Raw genomic sequence first — 15,573 nt, forward strand, 5'->3', positions numbered from 1 at the left:
AATTTTAAGGAGATAAATGAATGAAAATAAAAGAATTCTTACCCGGACTAAGTATTGCAATACTTATATCTCTCCTAGCATGGTTCCTTGGAAACTTATTTCCTATTATTGGTGGGCCAGTCCTTGGTTTATTTATAGGACTTCTGCTAGGAATTATTCTAAGAGATTCTCAGAAACTTAAAGCAGGAATGCAATTCACATCTAAAAAAGTATTGCAATACGCTGTTATTCTTCTTGGATTTGGACTAAATCTTTCTCAAGTCTTTAAGGTTGGCGTAACGTCACTTCCCATTATTCTAGTGACTATTACTACGGCACTGCTTACTGCTTATGTCGTCCATCGTGTGTTCAAGCTAGATAGTGAAATTGCTACTTTAGTAGGTGTTGGTTCTTCTATTTGTGGGGGATCTGCTATTGCTGCAACTGCTCCTGTAATCAAGGCTAAAGATGAATCTATTGCAACAGCAATCTCGGTAATTTTCTTTTTTAACATCTTAGCGGCTTTAATCTTTCCTCACTTGGGATCTTGGTTGGGACTTAGTAATCAAGGCTTTGCCATATTTGCTGGAACAGCTGTCAACGATACTTCTTCTGTAACTGCTACAGCTAGTTCTTGGGATAGCTTACATGGAACATCTATCCTAGAGCAAGCAACAATTGTTAAATTGACTCGAACACTTGCTATCATCCCTATAACTCTTGGTCTATCTTTATGGCAGTCACGAAAAGATAATACAAAGGAAGCATTCTCGCTAAGCAAAGCAGTGCCTAACTTTATCCTTTGGTTCCTTTTGGCCTCACTGATTACAACTGTTGCAATGTCACTCGGTGTAACACCTGCCGTCTTTTCACCATTAAAAGACCTTTCAAAATTTATGATTATTATGGCAATGACAGCTATCGGTTTCCAAACAAATCTCAAAAAACTAATCACTAAAGGAGGCTCAGCACTTCTAGTGGGAGGAGTCTGTTGGTTATTAATTAGTCTTGCTTCTCTTCTCATGCAAAAGATATTAGGACTTTGGTAATAGACATCTAAAAAACTCACAATCTGGCTAAGACTGTGAGTTTTTATTATAGAATCATTTTTTATACTCAAAGACATAGGTTTGGATTACCTTATCCCCATCGTTTGTTACTTTCAAATCAACATTGTAGCTCTTAGTTTCACCACTAATATCCTGAACCTTATAATCACCATCTTTTTTTACAGAAGAGGTGGTCTGTCCTGAATAATGCCTAACTTCAAGACCTGAAGCTCTATCTAGAGAAAAAGGAATGAGCCCGTTTAAAGAATATAGCCCATACAAAATAAGACATAAAAGGCTCAGCGACACAAGGCTCACCAAATAATATTTAACAAAATCCCCCAATTTCAACCCCTGCTTACTCACTTAGCTATTATCTTCCTTTAACTTAACATTATTTTTATTAGAGTATTTTCAAATTTTATTTTACACACATTTGGGTATTTTGTCAAATTATTTGATATTTAAAATAGAATCTAATTTTTCTATATACTAAAAGCCGTTAGTCATCTAACGGCAATTTTTTATTTCTGAAATAACGTATTCAAGACGGCTATAGAGACCAAGTAATAAGTCGTAACTTCGATTTTCATTTTCTTTCAAAACAGTGAAAACTGTTGTACTATAGGTAAATTCAAAGAAGTCATCTAATTCCTTGAGCCAGTCATCAATAACCCCTAAATTTTGATCAATGATTGCAAACAAACTTGGCTGATACCAGATTGTACCTTCGATATAAAGGTTTTTGTCAGATAATTTAGATAGGGATACTTTCAAGTCAGCAAGCTCTCTTTTAGCAAGATTTGGTTCAATCTTTAAATCAAAAAGCAAGCGTGCATCATGATTTAGAATATCGAGTTCTGCTTGAAGCAGTTGAATATAATGTATCGCTACTAAATACTGGTTCATGGGTCTCTCCTGGTCATCTGAAAATCGTACTATTATTGTACCACTAAAGAATGAAAAAATGTAGTAATTATTTAATTTTTTACAGGATTTTTTTAGAAAAAATACGATGCTTTAAATTTTTGTTTAAAACTAATGACATTAGCAATTTTCTAAGAGTTTAAGAAATGAAAGATTTTTTTAAAAAAGAAAAACACTCACGAATGAGTGCATTTCTAGTCTTAATGGCTAACCATTTCTTGTGCAATTTCAAAGCCACTAAGTTTTCCAGGATAGTAAGTTGGCCAATTATCCATTTCTTTTAGAATCTCATCTTGGCTACTATTTCCAAAGAAAATATGGAAATGTGCTGAAGTTGTTGGATCTATTTGATGATCTGAAAATTGGACATACTGGTAAGGGTTATCTGCTGCTTGACTGTCAGTTGCTGTGAAGAGATAACGGACACCTTTTTTACCAGAAGCATAGGTCAAAATCTTATACCCATCATAACGATAAGTGTGTGTCACACTACTTCCATCATTCTTTGTAAAAGTCATGGTCATCTTTTTACCATCAATAGCAATTTTAGAAACATCTGTTTGATAGCCCTTAGTGTAGTATTCTTTATACTCTTGTGCTGTTTTATCCTTATTCAATAGAGATTTGTATTCAAATACTTGATCTAAAGTACCATCTTGAAGATAAGGATAGACCGATTGCCACTCACCAGACCAATCCGAAAGTTCTCTATCTTTAACATCTTTGTCATCGAAGTAACCATTTTGAACCGTTTTCTTGTCATCACTTCCCGTTTCAGGTTGGATAGCTTTACCTTCAACGTCCGTTGTTAAACGAAGATTTTTTAGGTTCTCAGTCATAACACTGACATAGTCTTCACCTTTTTTCAACTGTTCCTTAGTTAGTGATTCAATTGGATTTAAAACTGCTGTCTTAACTCCTACTTCGTTAGCTAAGGTTTTAGCAACACTACTTGAAGCATTTTCCTCAAAATAGATATAGTTAATATCATATTCTTTGACATACTTAGAAAGGCTAGCTATACGTTTTGCAGAAGGGTCGGACTCAGCTGAAACACCTAAAATTGGTACCTGTGTCAAACCGTAATCTAAGGCAAGGTAGGCAAAAGCTGCGTGCTGAGTAACAAAACTTTTCTGTTTTGCTTGACTAAAGGCTTCAGTATACTCCTTATCCAAAGTCTTTAATTTTTTAAGGTATTTCTCGGCATTGGTTGTAAAGACTGCTTTTTTATCTGGATGTTGAGCAATCAAACCGTCCCTAATAGTTTCAACTAATTTTTGAGAACGTTTAGGTGAGAGCCAAACATGAGGATCATATTCGTGGTGATGTTCTTCTCCACCGTGATCATGATCTTCTTCCTCTGTTCCAGGTAAGAGAACCATGCCTTGACTTGCCTTAATGACTTTTGTATTTTTAGTGTTAATAGACTTTTCAACTTTCGGAACCCAGGTTTCCATATTTTCATTTAGGTAGACGAAAGTGTCTGCTTTTTCAATGTCAGCGACATTCTTAGTAGATGGTTGAAAATCGTGAGCTTCACTTCCAGCAGGAATGAGATAAGACACCTCTCCCTCATCTCCTACAACCTGCTTGGTAAATTCATAAACAGGGTAAAAGCTCGTCACAACTTTCAAATCACCATTTCCTTTTGAACCGTGGTGACTAGTCGTATAATAAATACCTGCACCAGCAGCTAAAACAACTGCTGCTAATCCTGCTAGGCCAAAAATGCGTTTCTTTTTCATGTTATTCCTTTCAAAATACTTAACCAGTTAATAGTTTACTGGTTAAGTATATCACATTTCATTTATTTTGCAAGCCCTTAAATAAAAAAATTGAAATATTTCGGCGAGAAAGAATTATTTGATATACTGGAAATATCATTTGGAAAGTAGGTTATACATGTTTCGAAAATTAATCCTATATCTTTTTTTATTGCTTTCAGCCATAGGCCTGACTTATGATACGCAATCATACACTTCAGGCGCTTTGTCAGGTTCGGCATACGGTATTATTGGACTATCAACACTGATTGCCTTATGTTATATCGTACCAGGAATATTTCTGATTCAGTACTTAAGCAAGAGATGGCAGGTGAAACCACTTGTTCTCATATTTGCTCTAATTGGTGGACTCTTTATAACAGGATGGATAGCTGGTTATGCCAATACCTTTTCTCACGATTGGGTAACTGCTCATCTTTCTTCAAAGAGTTTCTTCTACCGCTTTGAGGATGCCCTTATGGCTCCCCTAGTTGAAGAACCCCTAAAACTAGCTGCTTTTCTCTTTGCTATCTATATGGTACCAACGAAAAGTTACAAGGGGATCTTGCTTGTTGCTATTACGGCAGGTCTTGGCTTTCAGATTAGTGAAGACTTCTCCTATATTCTTTCAGATTTGCCTGATGGTTTTTCTTATACGATTTCAGGTATTCTTGGTCGAACTATTGGTGCTGTATCGTCTCACTGGCTTTACACATCCTTCCTTGCTATGGGGCTAGTCCTTATATGGCGTTCCCGTCAAAAACTCATTAATTCTAAATACAGTCTTATTGGTATACTTTATGCTTGCGGTGCTTTTGCTGCACACTTTGCTTGGAATTCACCTCTTCGAAATTTAGAAAGCGATTTGCCATGGGCATCAGGCCTTCTCATTTCACTCAATCTTTTCTTCTTTATTACGCTTTATCAGCTCCTCTCGAAACTGGATAAAGAAGACAAGTAATGTTTACAATACTAAAAAACCTTTCCAATTTTATGGAAAGGCTTTTTTGATGACTTTAATCACTCATAGAAAAACGATTGGTCATCAAATTACTTGCATCATCTAAGACTTTTGCCAATAGATTATCTGTTTCTGACTGAATCTTATCACTAATTTTTTGATTTTCAGCTTCAAAATCAATACTCTCATCATTTGCTAAAGCAGTATCTACATGATTAATCATAGCATGGCCAAGAGCCATAGTTGTTTCTACATAAGCATCCAAATCAGCTTCATGCTGTTGGAAATGAGGATCACAGATAGCGGCAATCAAGCGATTACTCCAGTAGAAATTACCTGTATCCACTTTATCAGTTGTTTGACGGAAATAAGCAGGTGTTGTTCCGACTTGAATCCAGAATGGCACCATTGTACCAAATGGCATTGATCCATAGGCTAACCACTGAATTCCTGTCGTTTCTGATGGTTTGTTAGGACGCATTTGCAAGAGTGCTGTTTGACTAGTACGGTTGATACCGATTGGACGGAATTGGCGTTGACTCACCGCATCTCCTTGAGGTCCATAAGGATCGTAAGGTGTATCTTGGTAATGAAGACTCAAGACATATTTAACATCTTCAACTGTAATTTTGCGGTATGGTTTTTGACACCATGGAATAAAGAATGATTTTGGATCATAATCTTTTTCTGGGTTCAAGAATTTCTGCATTGCCCAGGCACGTGGTGTATTATAATGACGATCCTTATCTCGTTGGCTACCAAAAGCATAACGTGGATTAAAGTGTTCATTAGAATAAGTCAAATCCAAGTGATGTTTATTAATAAAATCTCGAATGTCTGGTGAGGCTAAATAGTCGTCTGGATTTTCAAACTCATAGTGATCGATGCCAAGTTGGTTTGGGTTAGTGACATAGGCATCGTCTGGAACACGTCTTGCAATCCAATGGTGACCACCTATGGTCTCTAGCCACCAAATTTCTTCAGTATCTGAGAAAGCAATACCATTAGATTCGTAAGTTCCGTAAGTTTCAAGAAGTTTCCCCAAACGAAGGACACCTTCACGCGCCGTCTTGATATATGGCAAGACCAATGTTAACATATCCTCTTCTCCAAAACCATCTTTAACAAGAGGGTCTGCACCAAGTACACGCGCATTGGTGGTGATTGTTTCTGTTGCACTCATGGCAACATTAGCTGAGTTAATACCAGCTTCACCCCAGATACCGTCTTTACCAAGTGCATCTGGAACAGAAGTATAACGTAGAGGATTATCTGGCAAATCAATTGAAAAATTGCTAAGCACAGAGTGGTAGTGATGTGGTTGGTCTTCTGGGGTTACGACGAGAAATTCTTTAGGCGTAAAAACGCCTGATTGAGAATCCTCAGTACGTGCAATCATGGTAGAGCCGTCATATGAGGCTTTCTTACCTACTAAAATCGTTGTACAAGCCATAAAAGCTTCCTTTCTACTTACAAATCGTCCGCAATCTTATTGATTTTTCTGAGACGATGGTTAACACCACTCTTGGTCAGAGGAGGTTCTATACTATCTGCGATCTGCTGGATAGAGTAATCTGGGTTGGCAATACGGAGTTGAGCAATTTGGCGCAGCTCCACAGGTAAAATCTCCAAGCCAACCGTATCCATAATCTTGATAATATTATTAATTGTTTTCATACTAGCACTAATCGTTCTAGCAATATTAGCTGTTTCCGCATTATTGGCACGATTCAGATCATTTCTGGTCTCTCGAATAATTTTGACCTCTTCGAAGGTATCCTTAGAGTTCATTGCACCAATAACAAGGAGGAAGTCCATAATATCCTCAGCTTTTTGAAGATAGGTCACAAAACCATTTTTATGACTCAAAACCTTGGCATCGAGCATAAATTTTTTCATGAGAGAAGCCAAGTCCTCTGCGTGGTCTTGGTAAACGGAAAAAATCTCTAATTGATAACGGCCTTTTTCAGGATCACGAACTGTTCCAGTCGCCAAAAAAGCACCTCGTAAATAGGATCTTCCAGCTTCGTCATCTTCCATTACTGATGTTTCAATGCCTGTTTCAAAGCCAAAGAAAGAATCCGCCAATTGTAAATCGGACAAAATATCATTGACATGGTCAGCTACAAAAACCGTGTAAACACGATTTTTCTTGAGATTAGTCTTGTTGTGATGTCTCAATTCAGGATTACTCTGATAACGACTTTCCATTAATTGGTAGATATGTCTCGCAATCTTTGCATTTTCTGTTGAGATGGAAAGAGTCAATCCTTGGTTGGTCAATCCAACAGAACCAGACATCTTAATCAATGCCGACAATTCAGCCTTGTCTTTGCTTGAAGCTGCAATTATCTCTTCTTTAACCTTAATTGTGAAACTCATGACTTATTCCTCACTAGATGCATGAGCTCATCCACTACCAAGTCACCATGGTGGAAGGCACCACCATTTTCAAGTCGCAAAAAATTAGAAGACACAACTGTTTTTGCTTCACGACGTAAGCCCTCAAAATCATGCTCAACTTGAACAAGGTATTCATCAAATTTATTACTTGCCATGTATTCCTTAGGCACTTTCTTGATATTAACTAAGACATTGTCAATCACATCGGAGCCAAGATGACGATTAAGAACAGCTACATGGTCGGCATCTGAGAATTGCTCAGTTTCTCCGTACTGCGTCATAATATTACAAATGTATGTGACATCAGCCTTGGTCTCAATAAGAGACTGACGAATCTCTGGTATCACCAGGTTGGGCAAAATCGATGTATAGAGAGACCCAGGACCTAAAACAATCATATCACTATTCATAATAGCATCAACAACCTTACGACTGGCCTTAGGCTCTTCATCATTATAGGTATTGGTCACATAAACGCGCTCAATCATGCCATCGTACTGGGCAATACTACTCTCACCTGCTACTTCATGACCATCTTGAAAAATGGCATGAAGCGTCAAGGCAGTCTCACTGGCAGGATAAATCTTACCTGTGATGTGGAAAAACTTCGTCAGAAGCTGCATGGCATTATAGGTAGATCCCTGCATTTCAGAAATTCCAGCGATGATTAGATTTCCGAGTGGATGACCGGCCAAAGCGCCATCGGTTTTATCAAAACGATATTGGAAAACTCTTTCATAAAGTTTAGGCATATCACTCATAGCTACCAAAACATTACGCAAATCCCCTGGAGGTGTCAGTTGCATGATATCACGCAAATCTCCTGAAGAACCGCCATCATCAGCTACAGTTACCACAGCAGTGATATCAACATCCTTATGGCGTAAACTACGAAGAATGACTGGAATACCAGTTCCCCCACCTATTACTGTAATTCTTGGTTTTTTCATGAACGATTCACCGTCTCCTTACGTCGATCCTTATCACGATGTGTTTCATTGACTGTCCAATCATTTTTTAGATCTTGGGCTAGACGATGTGCAAAAGCTACACTACGGTGTTGACCACCTGTACACCCAACAGCAATAGTAAGAACAGACTTACCTTCTTTTTTGTAGCCAGGTAAGATTGGTTTAATAAGCTGTTTCAAATGATTGTAAAAGTCTTCTGATTCTGTATGCTTCATGACGTAATCAAAAACCTCTTTATCCAAACCTGTGAGGTTACGAAGGGCAGGATCATAATAAGGGTTTGGCAAAAAACGGACATCAAAAACCAGATCTGCATCCAATGGCAGTCCATATTTAAAACCAAAACTCAAAACTTCAATACGGAAAGAAGATTGGTCTTGCTCAGATGAAAACTGTTCAGAAATAGCCTTACGAAGTTGACGCGGAGTCAATTCTGTCGTATCAACTACGTTTTGACTCAAACTCTTAAGCGGTGACAAAAGCTCACGCTCTAACTTGATGCCATCCAAAACACGGCCATCTGCCGCCAGTGGGTGACTACGACGTGTCTCTTTGTAACGAGAAACCAATTCACCATCCGTAGCGTCCAAGAAAAGAATCTTGAAATTAAGTTCCTCATTGCTCTCCAATTTATCCAAAATATCGTTGATTTCATCGAAGAACAAGCGACTTCGCATATCAACGACAAGAGCAATCTTATCTGTCTCTTCACTATGTTTTACCAATTCGATAACCTTTGGTACCAAAGAAGGTGGCATATTATCAATAGTGAAGTATCCAATATCCTCAAAGGATTGAATCGCTACAGTCTTACCTGCCCCGCTCATCCCTGTTACAACAACTAAATTAATTTTTTTCGTTCCCATGAGACTCCCTTTCTAGTCTTTCTTCTTTCAAGACACGAATATCGTCTGACATTTTTTCAACTTGTTGGCTAACCCCCATAATCATTTCTGTCTGCAATTTTTGAATAGTAAGCAAATCTGATTGGTCTTGTTGCACCAAGTGATCAACTTTTTCATGTAAAAGTCGGATTTCTGCCTTTGATTGTTTATTGACGTTATAGTCATTTCGTGCTTGCAATCGATCGTAATCCGATGCCCGATTCTGACTCATCATAATCAATGGTGCCTGAACGGCAGCTAGAGTGGACAAGGCCAGATTCAACAGAATAAAAGGATACTTATCAAAGGCAATCCCAAAGGGTTGGATGACATTTAGCCCCATCCAAATAGCCATAAAAGCAATGAATGACAAGATAAAAGTCCAAGATCCACCAAATCTGGCCACTTCATCCGCCACTTTCTGTCCAAAAGTAATTCGACTATCCAATTGTTCCTGGACATCCTGGTCCTCGTAGAGCAAACTCTTGGTCACATCATGAACTGTTTCACGCACGTGCTCATTTTTCTCATTAGCATTTGCGATAATCTCGTCGAGAAAAACTAACCTATAATCCAAAAGGCTAATATTACTAATGAAATCATGTCCTTGTAAATCAGGGTAATCTTTTTTCAAAAGCACCTGCAAACGACTATTTAGTCGTTCGAAATAGGAGCCATCGGTTTCATCGAACCACTCTTTAGAGATATAATCCTGAACTCTCTTAACCTGCATATTTTCGCCTTCTTTCTAGGCTCTATTATACCATATTGAAAGCTTAAACGTTCAATAGATAAAGGAAAAGAGTCCAAGACTAACCTTAGACTCCTCATTATTGGGACAATTAATTTAACATCTTCTTATTGGTAATTCAAAGTCCAGTAGTAAGTACCATCACCTGCGACAACACAAGCCACTGCAGCTTGAGTAGCATCTGGACTCATGAGAAGTTCACGAATACCACTGCTCAACCATTTATTTGCAACAACTGAACCATCAGATTCACGACGGTAAACAATACCGTCACTGTTGTAAGTATGTGAAATATCTTTGGCGTGTGGAAGAGTTGTGCTATTGTAAAGATCATCAGACCATGTAAGCGCTGGTAAACCGGCAGCTGTACGTTGAGCATTGATTTCATTAAAGGCAGCCTTAGCTGAATCAACTTCAACATAATCAGAATTTTCAGTTGGTTCTACATGATAAACAAATTTAACATAACCAAATTCAACATCACTATATTTTTTGTCGTCAACACCGCTCTTGAGATTAGCTGTAATCACATAGTCACGTGCCCAAGCACTGCCCTTAGAAGCGTTGAAGTTGTCAACATCTTCAATTTCCCAAGTTACATTACAATCCCAGCCAGCATTGTCTATGAATTTTGGAGCAAGATTCTTGATAACATAATCTTTGAATTCATCCACATTTTGGAATGGAAGAGCTTCACCAGCTTTACCAGTACCGACTACATTTTCAGAATACAATTTAACACTTGACGCGTTGTCATCGTACATGTATTCATCGTTTCCTGCTGGTTTATGGAAGTCTGGATCAAGCTCAGGGTCATCATTGGCAGTACCATTGTAGAGTTTCCACTTACCATCAACCCATTTGTAGTAACCATCGATACCACGCGCATTATCTTCATCTGTCAATGCCACACGGTAGTAATAGGTACCGTTGTCATCTACAAATCGTGGATCTGAGTACATGCGATAATCTGTTGGTGGCAATGTTGGTTTTGGCAACTTATCATAGTCAATGTTTGTTTCAGGCGCATATGGTGGTTTTTCAAGTTCAGGAGCTTCAGAACTTGTTTCTGATGTTGACCCTGTCTCTGAAGTTGCTGTTGAAGAAGATTCAGAAGTTACAGTCGAACTTGAGTTACCAGTTGAAGCCGCTTCTGAAGTTGAATCTACAGTTGACGCTGCTTCTGAACTTGCTGATGAAGTTGAGTCAGCAGTTGAGGCTGCTTCTGAACTTGCTGATGAAGTTGAATCTACAGTTGAAGCTACTTCTGAACTTGCTGATGAAGTTGAATCAACAGTTGAGGCTACTTCTGAGCTTGCTGATGACGTTGAATCTACAGTTGAGGTTACCTCTGAACTTGCTGATGACGTTGAAGCCACAGTTGAGGCTACTTCTGAACTTGCTGATGAAGTTGAAGCCACGGTTGAGGATACTTCTGAACTTGCTGATGACGTTGAAGCCACGGTTGAGGATACTTCTGAACTTGCTGATGAAGTTGAATCTAAAGTTGAAGTTGTTGGAGCTTCAGAATCTGTGCTTGAAGCCTTAACAAGTACCCACTTACCATTTGAATAATAGTAGTAATCGCCATTATCTTTCAAATAATAGTGAGTACCATTTTCGTAACGATAGTGAGGGTCATTTCTCAAAACCTCATATCCTGTCGTTGGTGTATTGTTAGAACCACTATTGTTGTTATTATAGTCACCACCACGAACCCAACGACCGTTATAGTTAACATAGTAGCTACCATCACTCAAGATGTAGTACAAATACCCATTGCTATAGCGGTAAGTACCTGATTCGTTGTAGTTGTTGTAACCAGGATTATAGTTGTTATAGTCATAATTATAGCCATAGTTATAGTTTGGATAGTAATTATTGTAACCGTAGTTATAGCCATAATTGTAATTATAGCCTGGATAATAACCATTGTATCCGTAGTTATAACCATAGTTTGGATAATAGTTGTTATACCATGGATTATAAGAATAGTTATTATAGTAACCTCGGCCATAATAACTATCGGCCTGTGCATGATCATTACCAACTATCGTTGGTGCTAATATTGCTGCCCCTAAAACAGCGCACGAAAATAGACGTAAACTTTTTCTCATTGTCTTCATCCCCTTTTTTAAAAACAAATATACCTTTTATAAGCAAGCGCTTACGCTTCTCTTTATACTTTAATTGTAGGAGATAATACTTCTATTGTCAAATTATTTTAATAATAGAAGTTTCTAAGAACAGACCAATAAATAACTAACAATGACCTTACTTTTACTTGTAAAAAATAATTGATCAGCTTTCTTTCACACCCTAAAGACAGGTGTTTAACAAAATAAAAAAAGCCCCTTAACATAAGGACTTTTAGCGTGATATTAACGATTATCAATATTTTCTGGGTAAAGATCGTGATTAAAAAGACGTTGCTCTGCCATCTTTTCATACTTAGTTTCTGGACGGCCATAATTATAATAAGGGTCAATAGAAATACCACCACGAGGTGTAAATTTACCCCAAACTTCTAAGTAACGAGGGTTCAAAAGCTCCACCAAATCTTTACCAATGGTATTAATACAGTTTTCATGGAAATCTCCGTGATTACGGTAACTAAAGAGGTAAAGCTTTAAAGATTTAGACTCAACGCACAGCTGGTCTGGAATATAAGAAATATAGATACTTGCAAAATCAGGTTGGCCAGTAATAGGACAAAGTGACGTAAATTCTGGACAGTTGAATTTGATAAAGTAATCATTATCAGTGTGACGATTATCAAAAGACTCCAAGACTTGTGGAGAGTATTCAAAAATATAAGGGGTCTCCTTATTACCAAGGAGAGTGAGGTTTTTCATTTCTTCTTGTTGTGACATTTTTCTTCCTTCGTTGTTAATTTTTCTAGACCTTTATATAGTCGATTTTTAATCTAAATTTCTAATTTTAATCATTAAAAAAGTAAAAATACTATCAATTCTAAGCTTATAGAATGTGAAGATTAGACACCACGCTCATTATCATAGAGTAGGGTATGAAGCTGAGGGAGGACACGCACATTGCCCCACGAATTATCAGCAGCTACAGTCTCCCACAGTTCTTTTAGGCGATCTAATTGATGTTTGACAATATTACCCTCTGCTTTAGGTTCAGGATTACCAGCCGAAAGAAACATGACATCTGGCTGATAACGTTCCTGAATCATTTTAGCAAAGGCTAAATCTGCATCATCGAAAACAGGAACCTTAAAGGTAACTTTATCAGGATCAAGCTGAGAAACAATAAAGTCAAGGGTTTCCATATTGACTTCCATCTTGGATGATGGCGGTTTAGGACTTAAGGTTACTTGGTCAATATCCTTTAGCCACTCCTGCCAGCGAGAACCCTGTGTTTCAACGGCCAGGGTTACGCCTCTTGCCTTGAGTTTTGAAACGAGTTGAGCCATATTAGCCGCTAGCAGAGCTGGGTTTCCTCCAGATAGAGTAACATAGTCGTAAGATCCTAGCGCATCCAAAGCTTCAATGATTTCATCAGCTGTCATACGAGTTGGCTTTTCTGAACCATCCCAAGTGAAGGCAGAATCACACCAATCACAGTGGTAATCACATCCTGCTGTCCTTACAAACATGGTTTTTTGACCAATTGCTCGCCCTTCCCCTTGAAAGGTTGGTCCAAAAATTTCAAGCACTGGTAGTTTGAGTACACGTTCTCTAGTCATCCAACCACTCCCGTCTAAACTCTGCAAAGGCTGTTGGTGTTTCATAAAGGCGTACATATTCCAAACGAAGTCCCCTCTCCTCTGGCAAATGTTGACTCGTCATCTGGAAAATCCAGAAAACCATATTTTCCGCAGTTGTGTTCATATAAGGCAAAGTCTCATTGAGATAACGGTGATCTAACTGAGGTTCCAAATAATTCTTATAAATGCTCTTAAGATCACCAAAATCATAGGTCATGCCACGCTCATCCAAGTAACCACTCACTGCTATTTGAAGATGGTAGGTATGACCATGAAGCGATTTGCATTTGCCTTCATAATGAAAGAGATGATGGGCAGCATCAAAAGTAAACTCTTTAGAAACCATTGTACGGTGAGAATTGTAAACCAAAGACTCACCTGTTTCTTTTTTGATTTCTTTCGGTGCAAAGAACATTAAGCTTCTCCTCTTTCTGCTAGATATTTTTCAAGTCCTTTTTGGCGCAAATGGCAGGCAGGACATTCCCCACAACCAGTCCCAATAATACCGTTATAACAAGTCAGCGTTTTTTCACGAACGTAGTCGAAAGCTCCAAGTTGATCAGCCAAAGCCCAAGTCTCAGCCTTATCTAACCACATGAGAGGAGTTTGGATAACGAAATCATAGGCCATGGCAAGATTAAGTGTAACATTAAGCGATTTGACAAAAACATCACGACAGTCTGGATAACCGGAAAAGTCTGTCTCACAAACTCCCGTAACAATGTCAGTGATACCACGTTGCTTAGCCAGAACAGCTGCAAAAGAAAGGAAGAGATGATTACGGCCATCTACAAAGGTATTAGGAACCTCTCCTTCTTCTGCCTCAATCTCAATATCAGATGTTAGGGCATTTTCAGTAATTTGACCAAGCAAAGACATATCCAAAACATGGTGTTTGAGGCCTTGTTCTTGTGCAATCTCTTTAGCTACTTCAATTTCCAAGCTATGACGTTGTCCGTAAGCAAAAGTAACTAATTCAACTGTTTCATAATGTTTTAGAGCCCAAAAAAGGCAGGTAGTAGAATCTTGACCGCCACTAAAGACGACCAAAGCTGATTGACGTTTCATAATATTCCTCTTTATTCGTGATGTTTGAGACACATAAAAAGGCTCCTTGAGGGAGCCAAAAAAAACGCCAGTAATGGTTTTTTTTAGCGATGGTGTCTCCCAAACATCGAAAATGATTTATCCTTAATAGTTTATCATAGTTGAGAAAAAAAGAAAAGAGCCAAGGCTCCCTTCCTTAATCAATCTCAGCAATAACTTCGATTTCAATTTTAACATCTTTTGGCAAGCGTGCCACTTCTACTGCAGAACGTGCTGGAAAATCAGATGTAAAGGCAGTTGCATACACTTCGTTAAATGGAACGAAATCGTTAATGTCACTTAGGAAGCAAGTTGTTTTGACAACGTGGTCAAAGTCTGTACCAGCTTCTGCCAAAATAGCCCCAACATTTTTAAGAACTTGTTCTGTTTGTTCTTGAATTGTTTCGCCAATGATTTCACCTGTTTCTGGTGACAATGGTACTTGACCAGAAGCAAACAAAAGATTGCCAACAATTTTACCTTGAACATAAGGTCCGATTGCTGCTGGTGCTTTATCAGTATGAATAGTTTTTGCCATGATAGTTCTCCTTTGACTAATATGTTGCTATTATAACAAAATATTCTGAAAATTGAAACATATAATTCCAAAAAGAAAAGAATCAGCACTAGGCTAATCCTTCTCCTACTATTTCAGATACTTTTTGACATAGCTATAGTAGTCTGGTTTTTCTTTTTTATTAAGTGCAAAGAGCATTTGGCCCTTAAGGGGCTTTTTCTCATCATTTGGATCTAGAAAGAGAGCAACCTCTTTGGATTTAGTTGGGAAAAATACCGTATAAGACGTCTCTTTCCCCTGATCTTTTACTTTTAGCGAATAATAGGTAAAGTCATCTTTAGACTTAGGACCATCCACTGTATAGTTATAATCCTGCTCACCAATCTTGACCTTATCTTTCTTGAAGGCAATCGTATAATCCTTCTTTAAGGCATCTTGTGCCTGCCATTCACCCTCTAGTGAGGGAGTAGACTTGCTACAAGCTACCATTGACACCATAAAAAGCAAGGCCAAAAGACCAAGTAAACATCTTTTCATACTTTTGCACTC

General features: G+C 38.2%; 17 protein-coding genes. 2 read left to right on the forward strand and 15 right to left on the reverse strand.

All coding sequences use genetic code 11. The annotated features are described in order from the left end of the window. Positions 1-20: 20 nt before the first annotated feature. The gene (locus tag HMPREF2867_RS10455) at positions 21-1,028 is read left to right on the forward strand and encodes a YeiH family protein (protein ID WP_070577343.1); all 1,008 of its coding nucleotides are present in this window, start codon (positions 21-23) and stop codon (positions 1,026-1,028) included. A gap of 54 nt (positions 1,029-1,082) precedes the next feature. Here the strand turns inward: HMPREF2867_RS10455 and HMPREF2867_RS10460 are convergent, their stop codons facing one another. From HMPREF2867_RS10460 to HMPREF2867_RS10470, 3 genes are all read right to left on the reverse strand, one after another. Then, entirely contained in the window at positions 1,083-1,394 is a 312-nt protein-coding gene (locus HMPREF2867_RS10460) for a hypothetical protein (protein ID WP_070577344.1), read from the reverse strand. Between the two features lie 144 nt (positions 1,395-1,538). After that, complete coding sequence (locus HMPREF2867_RS10465; protein ID WP_004182418.1) at positions 1,539-1,937, reverse strand: hypothetical protein; 399 nt, start codon at positions 1,935-1,937, stop codon at positions 1,539-1,541. A gap of 218 nt (positions 1,938-2,155) precedes the next feature. Further along, the gene (locus HMPREF2867_RS10470) at positions 2,156-3,700 is read right to left on the reverse strand and encodes a metal ABC transporter solute-binding protein, Zn/Mn family (RefSeq protein WP_048790516.1); all 1,545 of its coding nucleotides are present in this window, start codon (positions 3,698-3,700) and stop codon (positions 2,156-2,158) included. Positions 3,701-3,857: 157 nt separating this feature from the next. Between HMPREF2867_RS10470 and HMPREF2867_RS10475 the strand changes: the two genes are divergently transcribed. Continuing rightward, positions 3,858-4,679, forward strand: a complete 822-nt coding sequence (locus HMPREF2867_RS10475; protein WP_070577345.1) for a PrsW family glutamic-type intramembrane protease — start codon at positions 3,858-3,860, stop codon at positions 4,677-4,679. A gap of 55 nt (positions 4,680-4,734) precedes the next feature. Here the strand turns inward: HMPREF2867_RS10475 and HMPREF2867_RS10480 are convergent, their stop codons facing one another. The 12 genes from HMPREF2867_RS10480 to HMPREF2867_RS10535 form a co-directional block, all read right to left on the reverse strand. Further along, positions 4,735-6,132 carry a C69 family dipeptidase gene (locus tag HMPREF2867_RS10480; RefSeq protein WP_070577346.1) on the reverse strand — a complete coding sequence of 466 codons (1,398 nt, stop codon included), beginning with the start codon at positions 6,130-6,132 and terminating at the stop codon, positions 4,735-4,737. Between the two features lie 17 nt (positions 6,133-6,149). Next, positions 6,150-7,061, reverse strand: a complete 912-nt coding sequence (gene whiA / locus HMPREF2867_RS10485) for a DNA-binding protein WhiA (protein ID WP_070577347.1) — start codon at positions 7,059-7,061, stop codon at positions 6,150-6,152. Next, positions 7,058-8,032, reverse strand: a complete 975-nt coding sequence (locus tag HMPREF2867_RS10490; RefSeq protein WP_070577348.1) for a YvcK family protein — start codon at positions 8,030-8,032, stop codon at positions 7,058-7,060. Before HMPREF2867_RS10490 ends, whiA begins: the two co-directional genes overlap by 4 nt. Next, on the reverse strand, positions 8,029-8,919 hold the full coding sequence (gene rapZ / locus HMPREF2867_RS10495; RefSeq protein ID WP_060971235.1) for an RNase adapter RapZ: 891 nt from the start codon (positions 8,917-8,919) through the stop codon (positions 8,029-8,031). Before rapZ ends, HMPREF2867_RS10490 begins: the two co-directional genes overlap by 4 nt. Further along, positions 8,900-9,670 carry a DUF1003 domain-containing protein gene (locus HMPREF2867_RS10500; RefSeq protein ID WP_070577349.1) on the reverse strand — a complete coding sequence of 257 codons (771 nt, stop codon included), beginning with the start codon at positions 9,668-9,670 and terminating at the stop codon, positions 8,900-8,902. The genes rapZ and HMPREF2867_RS10500 overlap by 20 nt, the downstream gene beginning before the upstream one ends. A gap of 125 nt (positions 9,671-9,795) precedes the next feature. Then, positions 9,796-11,805, reverse strand: a complete 2,010-nt coding sequence (locus HMPREF2867_RS10505) for a CAP domain-containing protein (RefSeq protein WP_070577350.1) — start codon at positions 11,803-11,805, stop codon at positions 9,796-9,798. 264 nt (positions 11,806-12,069) lie between these two features. Further along, on the reverse strand, positions 12,070-12,561 hold the full coding sequence (queF, locus tag HMPREF2867_RS10510; RefSeq protein WP_003097375.1) for a preQ(1) synthase: 492 nt from the start codon (positions 12,559-12,561) through the stop codon (positions 12,070-12,072). Between the two features lie 122 nt (positions 12,562-12,683). After that, the gene (queE, locus tag HMPREF2867_RS10515) at positions 12,684-13,400 is read right to left on the reverse strand and encodes a 7-carboxy-7-deazaguanine synthase QueE (RefSeq protein ID WP_070577351.1); all 717 of its coding nucleotides are present in this window, start codon (positions 13,398-13,400) and stop codon (positions 12,684-12,686) included. Continuing rightward, positions 13,393-13,836, reverse strand: a complete 444-nt coding sequence (gene queD / locus HMPREF2867_RS10520) for a 6-carboxytetrahydropterin synthase QueD (protein WP_070577352.1) — start codon at positions 13,834-13,836, stop codon at positions 13,393-13,395. Before queD ends, queE begins: the two co-directional genes overlap by 8 nt. Beyond that, positions 13,836-14,489 (reverse strand): 7-cyano-7-deazaguanine synthase QueC, encoded by a 654-nt coding sequence (gene queC, locus HMPREF2867_RS10525; protein WP_004182407.1) that lies wholly within the window; start codon positions 14,487-14,489, stop codon positions 13,836-13,838. The genes queD and queC overlap by 1 nt, the downstream gene beginning before the upstream one ends. Positions 14,490-14,664: 175 nt before the next feature. After that, positions 14,665-15,045 (reverse strand): RidA family protein, encoded by a 381-nt coding sequence (locus HMPREF2867_RS10530; RefSeq protein ID WP_002891112.1) that lies wholly within the window; start codon positions 15,043-15,045, stop codon positions 14,665-14,667. A gap of 108 nt (positions 15,046-15,153) precedes the next feature. Continuing rightward, entirely contained in the window at positions 15,154-15,561 is a 408-nt protein-coding gene (locus tag HMPREF2867_RS10535; protein WP_070577353.1) for a hypothetical protein, read from the reverse strand. Positions 15,562-15,573 lie beyond the last annotated feature (12 nt).

It is taken from the genome of Streptococcus sp. HMSC064H09, assembly GCF_001812625.1.
Taxonomy (GTDB): domain Bacteria; phylum Bacillota; class Bacilli; order Lactobacillales; family Streptococcaceae; genus Streptococcus.

Coding starts and splice junctions, on each gene's coding strand:
- HMPREF2867_RS10455 (WP_070577343.1), top strand. CDS start 21: ATGAAAATAAAAGAATTCTTACCCGGACTAAGTATTGCAATACTTATA.
- HMPREF2867_RS10465 (WP_004182418.1), bottom strand. CDS start 1,937: ATGAACCAGTATTTAGTAGCGATACATTATATTCAACTGCTTCAAGCA.
- HMPREF2867_RS10470 (WP_048790516.1), bottom strand. CDS start 3,700: ATGAAAAAGAAACGCATTTTTGGCCTAGCAGGATTAGCAGCAGTTGTT.
- HMPREF2867_RS10475 (WP_070577345.1), top strand. CDS start 3,858: ATGTTTCGAAAATTAATCCTATATCTTTTTTTATTGCTTTCAGCCATA.
- HMPREF2867_RS10480 (WP_070577346.1), bottom strand. CDS start 6,132: ATGGCTTGTACAACGATTTTAGTAGGTAAGAAAGCCTCATATGACGGC.
- whiA (WP_070577347.1), bottom strand. CDS start 7,061: ATGAGTTTCACAATTAAGGTTAAAGAAGAGATAATTGCAGCTTCAAGC.
- HMPREF2867_RS10490 (WP_070577348.1), bottom strand. CDS start 8,032: ATGAAAAAACCAAGAATTACAGTAATAGGTGGGGGAACTGGTATTCCA.
- rapZ (WP_060971235.1), bottom strand. CDS start 8,919: ATGGGAACGAAAAAAATTAATTTAGTTGTTGTAACAGGGATGAGCGGG.
- HMPREF2867_RS10500 (WP_070577349.1), bottom strand. CDS start 9,670: ATGCAGGTTAAGAGAGTTCAGGATTATATCTCTAAAGAGTGGTTCGAT.
- HMPREF2867_RS10505 (WP_070577350.1), bottom strand. CDS start 11,805: ATGAGAAAAAGTTTACGTCTATTTTCGTGCGCTGTTTTAGGGGCAGCA.
- queF (WP_003097375.1), bottom strand. CDS start 12,561: ATGTCACAACAAGAAGAAATGAAAAACCTCACTCTCCTTGGTAATAAG.
- queE (WP_070577351.1), bottom strand. CDS start 13,400: ATGACTAGAGAACGTGTACTCAAACTACCAGTGCTTGAAATTTTTGGA.
- queD (WP_070577352.1), bottom strand. CDS start 13,836: ATGTTCTTTGCACCGAAAGAAATCAAAAAAGAAACAGGTGAGTCTTTG.
- queC (WP_004182407.1), bottom strand. CDS start 14,489: ATGAAACGTCAATCAGCTTTGGTCGTCTTTAGTGGCGGTCAAGATTCT.
- HMPREF2867_RS10530 (WP_002891112.1), bottom strand. CDS start 15,045: ATGGCAAAAACTATTCATACTGATAAAGCACCAGCAGCAATCGGACCT.
- HMPREF2867_RS10535 (WP_070577353.1), bottom strand. CDS start 15,561: ATGAAAAGATGTTTACTTGGTCTTTTGGCCTTGCTTTTTATGGTGTCA.